Origin of the sequence: Variovorax sp. SPNA7 (assembly GCF_033807855.1) — a bacterium.
Taxonomy (GTDB): Bacteria; Pseudomonadota; Gammaproteobacteria; order Burkholderiales; family Burkholderiaceae_C; genus Variovorax; species Variovorax beijingensis.
Genome location: NZ_CP138513.1, coordinates 5238617 through 5250000, shown reverse-complemented (window position 1 = coordinate 5250000; position 11384 = coordinate 5238617). Strand labels below are relative to the sequence as shown.

Here is an 11384-nt window from a genome sequence, read left to right as displayed (position 1 = left end):
GAGCTAACGACAAGTAGGGCGGGACACGAGAAATCCTGTCTGAATATGGGGGGACCATCCTCCAAGGCTAAATACTCATCATCGACCGATAGTGAACTAGTACCGTGAGGGAAAGGCGAAAAGAACCCCGGGAGGGGAGTGAAATAGATCCTGAAACCGCGTGCTTACAAAAAGTAGGAGCCTCGTAAGGGGTGACTGCGTACCTTTTGTATAATGGGTCAGCGACTTACATTCAGTGGCAAGGTTAACCGAATAGGGAAGCCGTAGAGAAATCGAGTCCGAATAGGGCGATCAGTCGCTGGGTGTAGACCCGAAACCAAGTGATCTATCCATGGCCAGGATGAAGGTGCCGTAACAGGTACTGGAGGTCCGAACCGACTAGTGTTGCAAAACTAGCGGATGAGCTGTGGATAGGGGTGAAAGGCTAAACAAACTTGGAAATAGCTGGTTCTCTCCGAAAACTATTTAGGTAGTGCCTCAAGTATTACCATCGGGGGTAGAGCACTGTTTTGGCTAGGGGGTCATGGCGACTTACCAAACCAAGGCAAACTCCGAATACCGATGAGTACAGCTTGGGAGACAGAGCACCGGGTGCTAACGTCCGGACTCAAGAGGGAAACAACCCAGACCGCCAGCTAAGGTCCCTAAAATTGGCTAAGTGGGAAACGAAGTGGGAAGGCTAAAACAGTCAGGATGTTGGCTTAGAAGCAGCCATCATTTAAAGAAAGCGTAATAGCTCACTGATCGAGTCGTCCTGCGCGGAAGATGTAACGGGGCTAAGCCAGTTACCGAAGCTGCGGATTTGCAATTTATTGCAAGTGGTAGGAGAGCGTTCTGTAAGCCTGTGAAGGTGCGTTGTAAAGCGTGCTGGAGGTATCAGAAGTGCGAATGCTGACATGAGTAGCGTTAAAGGGGGTGAAAAGCCCCCTCGCCGTAAGCGCAAGGTTTTCTACGCAACGTTCATCGGCGTAGAGTGAGTCGGCCCCTAAGGCGAGGCAGAGATGCGTAGCTGATGGGAAACAGGTCAATATTCCTGTACCGTTATATAGTGCGATGTGGGGACGGATCTTAATAGGTCATCCGGGTGTTGGATATCCCGGTTTAGTTGGATGTAGGCGTGCATTAGGCAAATCCGGTGCACATATACCGAGGCCAACGATCGAGCGAGCTTGCTCGCGAAGTGACTGAACGAGGTTCCAGGAAAAGCCACTAAGCTTCAGCTATATACGACCGTACCGCAAACCGACACTGGTGCGCGAGATGAGTATTCTAAGGCGCTTGAGAGAACTCAGGAGAAGGAACTCGGCAAATTGACACCGTAACTTCGGAAGAAGGTGTGCCCTATTAGTGTGTAGTGAACAACGAAGCATGAATGGGTTGCAAAAAATCGGTGGCTGCGACTGTTTATTAAAAACACAGCACTCTGCAAACACGAAAGTGGACGTATAGGGTGTGACGCCTGCCCGGTGCTGGAAGATTAAATGATGGGGTGCAAGCTCTTGATTGAAGTCCCAGTAAACGGCGGCCGTAACTATAACGGTCCTAAGGTAGCGAAATTCCTTGTCGGGTAAGTTCCGACCTGCACGAATGGCGTAACGATGGCCACACTGTCTCCTCCTGAGACTCAGCGAAGTTGAAATGTTTGTGATGATGCAATCTCCCCGCGGAAAGACGGAAAGACCCCATGAACCTTTACTGTAGCTTTGTATTGGACTTTGAACAGATCTGTGTAGGATAGGTGGGAGGCTTTGAAGCAGGGTCGCTAGATCTTGTGGAGCCAACGTTGAAATACCACCCTGGTGTGTTTGAGGTTCTAACCTAGGTCCATTATCTGGATCGGGGACAGTGCATGGTAGGCAGTTTGACTGGGGCGGTCTCCTCCCAAAGCGTAACGGAGGAGTTCGAAGGTACGCTAGTTACGGTCGGACATCGTGACGATAGTGCAATGGCATAAGCGTGCTTAACTGCGAGACTGACAAGTCGAGCAGATGCGAAAGCAGGACATAGTGATCCGGTGGTTCTGTATGGAAGGGCCATCGCTCAACGGATAAAAGGTACTCTGGGGATAACAGGCTGATACCGCCCAAGAGTTCATATCGACGGCGGTGTTTGGCACCTCGATGTCGGCTCATCTCATCCTGGGGCTGTAGCCGGTCCCAAGGGTATGGCTGTTCGCCATTTAAAGAGGTACGTGAGCTGGGTTTAAAACGTCGTGAGACAGTTTGGTCCCTATCTTCCGTGGGCGCTGCAGATTTGAGGAAGCCTGCTCCTAGTACGAGAGGACCGGAGTGGACACACCTCTGGTGTATCGGTTGTCACGCCAGTGGCATTGCCGAGTAGCTAAGTGTGGAAGAGATAACCGCTGAAAGCATCTAAGCGGGAAACTCGTTTCAAGATGAGATCTGCCGGGGCCTTGAGCCCCCTAAAGAGTCGTTCAAGACCAGGACGTTGATAGGTCAGGTGTGGAAGCGCAGTAATGCGTTAAGCTAACTGATACTAATTGCTCGTGCGGCTTGACCCTATAACTTTGATCAGTCAGATCAAGGTGTTATGCCAAGTTGACGCATTCAAAATAATTCGCCAAAAGCTGATTCCAAACTCTATGAATTCGTTTGATTGATCATGTGATCAGTCAGACAACAAGTTATGCCTGATGACCATAGCGACGTGGTACCACTCCTTCCCATCCCGAACAGGACAGTGAAACGCGTCAGCGCCGATGATAGTGCGGGTTCCCGTGTGAAAGTAGGTCATCGTCAGGCTCTTACAGCCAGGAAAAGCCCAACACGGTGTGTTGGGCTTTCCTTTTTGTGTGAGCACCCAAAAAGTGCTCACACAAAAGGGCAAGCGACGCAGCGTCTCCAGGGGCGTTGCGAGCAGCTCCAGGCAGCAGGCTCCCAGTGAGCGAGCTGCCAGGAGGCCAGAAGAAAAAAATCTTCTTCGAAGTTGACGCGGTTTGAAAAAACAGTGCATAATCGAAGGCTCCGCTGAAGCAGCTTCAGCGTCTCGCAGCGAAGGTTGCGGGGTGCAACAGGAAGTTGAAGAAAGCGAAAAAAGTTTGACGGTACTTAAAAAACCGTGATAGACTACAAGGCTTCGCTGATCACAGCAAGCAAGACGAAGAAAACGAAAGTTTGCTTCGGGGTTCGTTAAAAATTTACAGCCGATAAGCGTGGGCGTTTGAAGGTAATTGCGTAAGTTCTTCGGAACAAGTCGCAAGACTTAAAACGCTCATGAGAATAGAAGTGAAGTTCACTTCAATTCCGTTTTTATGAGTTGCTCGAAAGAGCGAAAAAAATCAAGATCGAACTATAGAGTTTGATCCTGGCTCAGATTGAACGCTGGCGGCATGCCTTACACATGCAAGTCGAACGGCAGCGCGGGAGCAATCCTGGCGGCGAGTGGCGAACGGGTGAGTAATACATCGGAACGTGCCCAATCGTGGGGGATAACGCAGCGAAAGCTGTGCTAATACCGCATACGATCTACGGATGAAAGCAGGGGATCGCAAGACCTTGCGCGAATGGAGCGGCCGATGGCAGATTAGGTAGTTGGTGAGGTAAAGGCTCACCAAGCCTTCGATCTGTAGCTGGTCTGAGAGGACGACCAGCCACACTGGGACTGAGACACGGCCCAGACTCCTACGGGAGGCAGCAGTGGGGAATTTTGGACAATGGGCGAAAGCCTGATCCAGCCATGCCGCGTGCAGGATGAAGGCCTTCGGGTTGTAAACTGCTTTTGTACGGAACGAAACGGCCTTTTCTAATAAAGAGGGCTAATGACGGTACCGTAAGAATAAGCACCGGCTAACTACGTGCCAGCAGCCGCGGTAATACGTAGGGTGCAAGCGTTAATCGGAATTACTGGGCGTAAAGCGTGCGCAGGCGGTAATGTAAGACAGTTGTGAAATCCCCGGGCTCAACCTGGGAACTGCATCTGTGACTGCATTGCTGGAGTACGGCAGAGGGGGATGGAATTCCGCGTGTAGCAGTGAAATGCGTAGATATGCGGAGGAACACCGATGGCGAAGGCAATCCCCTGGGCCTGTACTGACGCTCATGCACGAAAGCGTGGGGAGCAAACAGGATTAGATACCCTGGTAGTCCACGCCCTAAACGATGTCAACTGGTTGTTGGGTCTTCACTGACTCAGTAACGAAGCTAACGCGTGAAGTTGACCGCCTGGGGAGTACGGCCGCAAGGTTGAAACTCAAAGGAATTGACGGGGACCCGCACAAGCGGTGGATGATGTGGTTTAATTCGATGCAACGCGAAAAACCTTACCCACCTTTGACATGTACGGAATCCTTTAGAGATAGAGGAGTGCTCGAAAGAGAACCGTAACACAGGTGCTGCATGGCTGTCGTCAGCTCGTGTCGTGAGATGTTGGGTTAAGTCCCGCAACGAGCGCAACCCTTGTCATTAGTTGCTACATTTAGTTGGGCACTCTAATGAGACTGCCGGTGACAAACCGGAGGAAGGTGGGGATGACGTCAAGTCCTCATGGCCCTTATAGGTGGGGCTACACACGTCATACAATGGCTGGTACAAAGGGTTGCCAACCCGCGAGGGGGAGCTAATCCCATAAAACCAGTCGTAGTCCGGATCGCAGTCTGCAACTCGACTGCGTGAAGTCGGAATCGCTAGTAATCGTGGATCAGAATGTCACGGTGAATACGTTCCCGGGTCTTGTACACACCGCCCGTCACACCATGGGAGCGGGTTCTGCCAGAAGTAGTTAGCTTAACCGCAAGGAGGGCGATTACCACGGCAGGGTTCGTGACTGGGGTGAAGTCGTAACAAGGTAGCCGTATCGGAAGGTGCGGCTGGATCACCTCCTTTCTGGAAACAAGCAATTTAATTTAAACGCCCACACTTATCGGTTGTTGGAAGAAGTCGAAGTCTTCATTGATTCTCGATTGGGTCTGTAGCTCAGCTGGTTAGAGCACCGTCTTGATAAGGCGGGGGTCGTTGGTTCGAGCCCAACTAGACCCACCAAATCTTCTGATTTCTCGTGTGAGAGTTTGGGGGATTAGCTCAGCTGGGAGAGCACCTGCTTTGCAAGCAGGGGGTCGTCGGTTCGATCCCGTCATCCTCCACCAATAATGCGATACTTAAATTCAACACCAAAGCGGCTTCCTGTCTAGGCATGAGGCTTCTTTGTTGTTGATCGAGATCTCTTGATCAATCGGCTGTTCTTTAAAAATTCATAGAGTCGAATCAGCGTTGCTGATGGAAACTGCACATTCGTAAAGGTTTAGTGCAGACCGTGCCATCAGCAACATAGAATTTTTGATTGCGTCAAAAGAAACTTCAATTTCGAGTCAAATCGAATTTTGAATGTAACGGCATAACGCGTCAGGTGAAAGACCTGACATATTCCTTGTGATGATTTTGTAGTTTCGAAAGAAACGTCAAAGTTATAGGGTCAAGTGAATAAGAGCACGTGGTGGATGCCTTGGCGATGATAGGCGACGAAGGACGTGATAGCCTGCGATAAGCTTCGGGGAGCTGGCAAATTAGCTTTGATCCGGAGATTTCCGAATGGGGAAACCCACCGAAAGGTATCGCATGATGAATACATAGTCATGCGAGGCGAACCGGGTGAACTGAAACATCTCAGTAGCTCGAGGAAAAGACATCAACCGAGATTCCGAAAGTAGTGGCGAGCGAAATCGGAGAAGCCTGTTAGTGATAGCACAAGACATAACGGAACAGTTTGGAAAGACTGGCCATAGCGGGTGATAGCCCCGTACGTGAAATGACCTGTGTGGTACTGAGCTAACGACAAGTAGGGCGGGACACGAGAAATCCTGTCTGAATATGGGGGGACCATCCTCCAAGGCTAAATACTCATCATCGACCGATAGTGAACTAGTACCGTGAGGGAAAGGCGAAAAGAACCCCGGGAGGGGAGTGAAATAGATCCTGAAACCGCGTGCTTACAAAAAGTAGGAGCCTCGTAAGGGGTGACTGCGTACCTTTTGTATAATGGGTCAGCGACTTACATTCAGTGGCAAGGTTAACCGAATAGGGAAGCCGTAGAGAAATCGAGTCCGAATAGGGCGATCAGTCGCTGGGTGTAGACCCGAAACCAAGTGATCTATCCATGGCCAGGATGAAGGTGCCGTAACAGGTACTGGAGGTCCGAACCGACTAGTGTTGCAAAACTAGCGGATGAGCTGTGGATAGGGGTGAAAGGCTAAACAAACTTGGAAATAGCTGGTTCTCTCCGAAAACTATTTAGGTAGTGCCTCAAGTATTACCATCGGGGGTAGAGCACTGTTTTGGCTAGGGGGTCATGGCGACTTACCAAACCAAGGCAAACTCCGAATACCGATGAGTACAGCTTGGGAGACAGAGCACCGGGTGCTAACGTCCGGACTCAAGAGGGAAACAACCCAGACCGCCAGCTAAGGTCCCTAAAATTGGCTAAGTGGGAAACGAAGTGGGAAGGCTAAAACAGTCAGGATGTTGGCTTAGAAGCAGCCATCATTTAAAGAAAGCGTAATAGCTCACTGATCGAGTCGTCCTGCGCGGAAGATGTAACGGGGCTAAGCCAGTTACCGAAGCTGCGGATTTGCAATTTATTGCAAGTGGTAGGAGAGCGTTCTGTAAGCCTGTGAAGGTGCGTTGTAAAGCGTGCTGGAGGTATCAGAAGTGCGAATGCTGACATGAGTAGCGTTAAAGGGGGTGAAAAGCCCCCTCGCCGTAAGCGCAAGGTTTTCTACGCAACGTTCATCGGCGTAGAGTGAGTCGGCCCCTAAGGCGAGGCAGAGATGCGTAGCTGATGGGAAACAGGTCAATATTCCTGTACCGTTATATAGTGCGATGTGGGGACGGATCTTAATAGGTCATCCGGGTGTTGGATATCCCGGTTTAGTTGGATGTAGGCGTGCATTAGGCAAATCCGGTGCACATATACCGAGGCCAACGATCGAGCGAGCTTGCTCGCGAAGTGACTGAACGAGGTTCCAGGAAAAGCCACTAAGCTTCAGCTATATACGACCGTACCGCAAACCGACACTGGTGCGCGAGATGAGTATTCTAAGGCGCTTGAGAGAACTCAGGAGAAGGAACTCGGCAAATTGACACCGTAACTTCGGAAGAAGGTGTGCCCTATTAGTGTGTAGTGAACAACGAAGCATGAATGGGTTGCAAAAAATCGGTGGCTGCGACTGTTTATTAAAAACACAGCACTCTGCAAACACGAAAGTGGACGTATAGGGTGTGACGCCTGCCCGGTGCTGGAAGATTAAATGATGGGGTGCAAGCTCTTGATTGAAGTCCCAGTAAACGGCGGCCGTAACTATAACGGTCCTAAGGTAGCGAAATTCCTTGTCGGGTAAGTTCCGACCTGCACGAATGGCGTAACGATGGCCACACTGTCTCCTCCTGAGACTCAGCGAAGTTGAAATGTTTGTGATGATGCAATCTCCCCGCGGAAAGACGGAAAGACCCCATGAACCTTTACTGTAGCTTTGTATTGGACTTTGAACAGATCTGTGTAGGATAGGTGGGAGGCTTTGAAGCAGGGTCGCTAGATCTTGTGGAGCCAACGTTGAAATACCACCCTGGTGTGTTTGAGGTTCTAACCTAGGTCCATTATCTGGATCGGGGACAGTGCATGGTAGGCAGTTTGACTGGGGCGGTCTCCTCCCAAAGCGTAACGGAGGAGTTCGAAGGTACGCTAGTTACGGTCGGACATCGTGACGATAGTGCAATGGCATAAGCGTGCTTAACTGCGAGACTGACAAGTCGAGCAGATGCGAAAGCAGGACATAGTGATCCGGTGGTTCTGTATGGAAGGGCCATCGCTCAACGGATAAAAGGTACTCTGGGGATAACAGGCTGATACCGCCCAAGAGTTCATATCGACGGCGGTGTTTGGCACCTCGATGTCGGCTCATCTCATCCTGGGGCTGTAGCCGGTCCCAAGGGTATGGCTGTTCGCCATTTAAAGAGGTACGTGAGCTGGGTTTAAAACGTCGTGAGACAGTTTGGTCCCTATCTTCCGTGGGCGCTGCAGATTTGAGGAAGCCTGCTCCTAGTACGAGAGGACCGGAGTGGACACACCTCTGGTGTATCGGTTGTCACGCCAGTGGCATTGCCGAGTAGCTAAGTGTGGAAGAGATAACCGCTGAAAGCATCTAAGCGGGAAACTCGTTTCAAGATGAGATCTGCCGGGGCCTTGAGCCCCCTAAAGAGTCGTTCAAGACCAGGACGTTGATAGGTCAGGTGTGGAAGCGCAGTAATGCGTTAAGCTAACTGATACTAATTGCTCGTGCGGCTTGACCCTATAACTTTGATCAGTCAGATCAAGGTGTTATGCCAAGTTGACGCATTCAAAATAATTCGCCAAAAGCTGATTCCAAACTCTATGAATTCGTTTGATTGATCATGTGATCAGTCAGACAACAAGTTATGCCTGATGACCATAGCGACGTGGTACCACTCCTTCCCATCCCGAACAGGACAGTGAAACGCGTCAGCGCCGATGATAGTGCGGGTTCCCGTGTGAAAGTAGGTCATCGTCAGGCTCTTACAGCCAGGAAAAGCCCAACACGGTGTGTTGGGCTTTTTTCTTTGCAGCTTTAAAAAGCGCGTCATCTTTCGGTGGCGCGCTTTTTTTATTCCAGAAGGCAAAGATCAGATGTTGCGGATGCCTGAGGCGTCCATCTCGGCCGCCCCTGCGCCGATCAACTCGTGCAAGACATCCCCGGCCAATTGCTCCAATTCCGCATCGGCAAAGAAGCGCGAGCGAACGATATCCAGATACGACGTGCTGTGGACCCAGGTCTTCCAGTCGTCATGTGCAATGGACTGCACCTCCAGCAGCTTGAACTTCATGAGCACCTTGATGGCGTGCCGCGCGTGCTTCACGGGATCGCGTTGAAGGCCCTCGAGTCGGCGGCGCGCCGTGGCCAAGGCGTTGCCGACATCGCCGAAGACTCGGCCATGGCCGGGAATCACCTGCAGCGGTCCCAGCCTCTCGATCCGATCCAGCGTCGCAGCCAGGTCGCCGAACGACGGCTCGCCCGCAAGTTCAGGAAAGGCAACGCCAAAGCCGTTCTCCCACAGGGCATCCGCCGAGATCAGCGTCCGTGAAACGGGATCGAAGAGGATGATCGAGTGGGGATCGTGGCCAGGCGCGCCGTGCACCTGCCACGGGCTGTCGCCGAGCATGCATTCGGTCCCCGGCTGCAAGAGGCCGGTGAACCGGAATCGTGGACAGGCCTGTCCCGTCGCAAGAAAACTCAGACCGCCCTCATCCCACCGTTCCACCAAGGCCGCCTCGCCGGGCGGAATGTCCGTCCGGATCGCCGGGTAGCGGCCCTGCAGGGCCGCATTGCCACCGCAATGGTCGCTGTGCAGATGCGTATTCACGATCCGGTCGAGCGGCCGGCCGCCCAGCGCCGATTCGACCAGTGCCAGGGTCTGATCGGAATGCGTGGTGTACCCGGTGTCGACCAGCGCGGTTTCGCCGGTCCCGATGAACAGGATGTTGTTCGACGACAGCCAGCCGCGCTCGAAGACCACGAGATTCGCCGGCAGCCCGGCTGCGGCGCGATCGTTCATTCAGGCGCTCGCGCTGGTGCGCAACTCGCGCCGCAGGATCTTCCCGACATTGGTCTTCGGCAGCGAGTCGCGGAATTCGATGTGCTTGGGCCGCTTGTAGCCGGTGAGCTGTCCGTTGCAGTATTGCAGCACAGCCTCCTCGGTGAGCGCCGCATCCTTGCGCACGACAAAGACCTTGATCGCTTCGCCCTGCTTTTCGTCCGGCACACCGATGGCCGCGCACTCGACGACGCCGGGACACAGCGAAATGACGTTCTCCAGTTCGTTCGGAAAGACGTTGAAGCCGCTTACCAGGATCATGTCCTTCTTGCGGTCGACGATGCGGCTGTAGCCGTCCTCCTGCATGACGGCAATGTCGCCGGTGCGCATGAAGCCATCGGCCGTGAAGGCCGCGGCGGTCTCGGCGGGCTGGTTGTAGTAGCCGGCCATGACGTTGGGCCCCTTGATGCAGAGCTCGCCTGGCGCACCGACAGGCAGGGAGTTGCCTTCATCGTCCTTGATGGCGATCTCGATGCTCGGCAGCGGCAAGCCGATGGTGCCTGTGAAGCTGGTGTTCGACACCGGGTTGTTGGTGCCGATCGCGCAGGTCTCGCTCATGCCCCAGCCTTCGATCATCGGGCAGCCGGTGGCCTCGAACCAGCGCCGCGCCGTGCCTTCGGAGGCGGCCATTCCGCCCGCCTGCGAAACGAACAGCGTGGAGAAATCGATCGACTTGAACTCGGGGTGCATCAAGAGCGCATTGAAGAGCGTGTTCACCGCGGGCAGCATGTGGAAGGGACGCTTCTTGAGCACCGCGATGAACTTGTCGAAGTCGCGCGGATTGGGAATCAGCGTCATGTGCGAGCCCTGGCGGATGACCAGGAGGCAGAGCGTGAGCGCGAAGATGTGATAAAGCGGCAGCGCCGCGATGCTGTTGACCTTGGACAGGTCGCCCGCCCGCGACAGTGCCGGCGTGAACCAGGCCTCCGCCTGCAGCGTGGCCGCGACGATGTTGCGGTGGGTCAGCACCGCGCCCTTGGACAGGCCCGTCGTGCCGCCGGTGTATTGCAGGAATGCGATCGAATCGAGCGTGCTCTGGTCCGGCGCCAGCGCGCGCCCGCGCCCCTCCTCGATGACCTTGGAGAAAGGCGTGACGCTGCGGCCGTTGCCCAGGGGCAGCTTGTACGGCGGCACCATCTTCGCCAGGTGGCGGACCGCGACCGTGATCCAGGCGCCATAGAGTCCGCCGAGCAGGTCGCCCATCGAAGTGACGACCACGTGCTTGACGGGCGTGCGCTCGATCACCTGTTCCAGCGTCGCGGCGAAGTTCTCGAGGATGACGATGGCCGTGGCGCCCGAATCCTTGAGCTGGTGCTCGAGCTCGCGCGCCGTATAGAGCGGATTGACGTTGACGCAGGTGTAGCCGGCGCGAAGCACGCCGCACATCGTGACGGCGAACTGGGGCACGTTGGGCAGCATGATGGCGACCCGCGCGCCGGGCTCCAGGCCCAGCGACTGGAGCCAAGCGCCCAAGGCCTTCGACAAGGTGTCGAGCTCCCCATACGACATCCAGCGCTCCATGCAGACCGAGAACGGCCGCTCGGCATAGCGGGCAAAGGCCTCGTCGAACATGTGGGGGAGAGACCGGTACTGCCCGGGATCGATCTCGTGCGGCACGTCGGCCGGGTAGTTCTGTCGCGCGGATGTCTGCATGCAAGCTCCTTTTGCGCGGATTGTGGGAGCCAGACACATCTGGCCGCCAGCGGGCTTGTCCTAGGAGCAGCGCATGCGCTGTCGCGCACGTGATAGTGAACCGCAGCGCATGCT

Annotated in this window: 2 protein-coding genes, 2 tRNA genes and 5 rRNA genes (1 of these 9 cut by a window edge); 7 read left to right on the top strand and 2 right to left on the bottom strand. The window is 54.0% G+C overall.

All coding sequences use genetic code 11. The annotated features are described in order from the left end of the window. The 7 genes from RZE77_RS24565 to rrf (RZE77_RS24535) all read left to right on the top strand — a co-directional run. Positions 1–2521: ribosomal RNA gene (locus tag RZE77_RS24565) — 23S ribosomal RNA — on the top strand; it begins 352 nt to the left of the window's first position. 128 nt (positions 2522–2649) lie between these two features. Further along, a 5S ribosomal RNA gene (gene rrf, locus RZE77_RS24560) occupies positions 2650–2762 on the top strand. A gap of 544 nt (positions 2763–3306) precedes the next feature. Next, positions 3307–4841, top strand: a 16S ribosomal RNA gene (locus tag RZE77_RS24555). A 79-nt stretch (positions 4842–4920) separates the two neighbouring features. After that, positions 4921–4997: transfer RNA gene (locus RZE77_RS24550), tRNA-Ile, on the top strand. A gap of 28 nt (positions 4998–5025) precedes the next feature. Continuing rightward, positions 5026–5101 (top strand) — tRNA-Ala (locus tag RZE77_RS24545). A gap of 324 nt (positions 5102–5425) precedes the next feature. Beyond that, positions 5426–8298: ribosomal RNA gene (locus RZE77_RS24540) — 23S ribosomal RNA — on the top strand. 128 nt (positions 8299–8426) lie between these two features. Continuing rightward, a 5S ribosomal RNA gene (rrf, locus tag RZE77_RS24535) occupies positions 8427–8539 on the top strand. Together the 16S, 23S and 5S rRNA genes with 2 tRNA genes alongside form the textbook arrangement of a ribosomal RNA operon. Before the next feature lie 109 nt (positions 8540–8648). Here the strand turns inward: rrf (RZE77_RS24535) and RZE77_RS24530 are convergent. Both RZE77_RS24530 and RZE77_RS24525 read right to left on the bottom strand, forming a co-directional pair. Further along, positions 8649–9578 carry an MBL fold metallo-hydrolase gene (locus tag RZE77_RS24530; RefSeq protein WP_319439660.1) on the bottom strand — a complete coding sequence of 310 codons (930 nt, stop codon included), beginning with the start codon at positions 9576–9578 and terminating at the stop codon, positions 8649–8651. Then, positions 9579–11270 carry an AMP-binding protein gene (locus RZE77_RS24525; protein WP_319439659.1) on the bottom strand — a complete coding sequence of 564 codons (1692 nt, stop codon included), beginning with the start codon at positions 11268–11270 and terminating at the stop codon, positions 9579–9581. Positions 11271–11384: the final 114 nt, after the last annotated feature.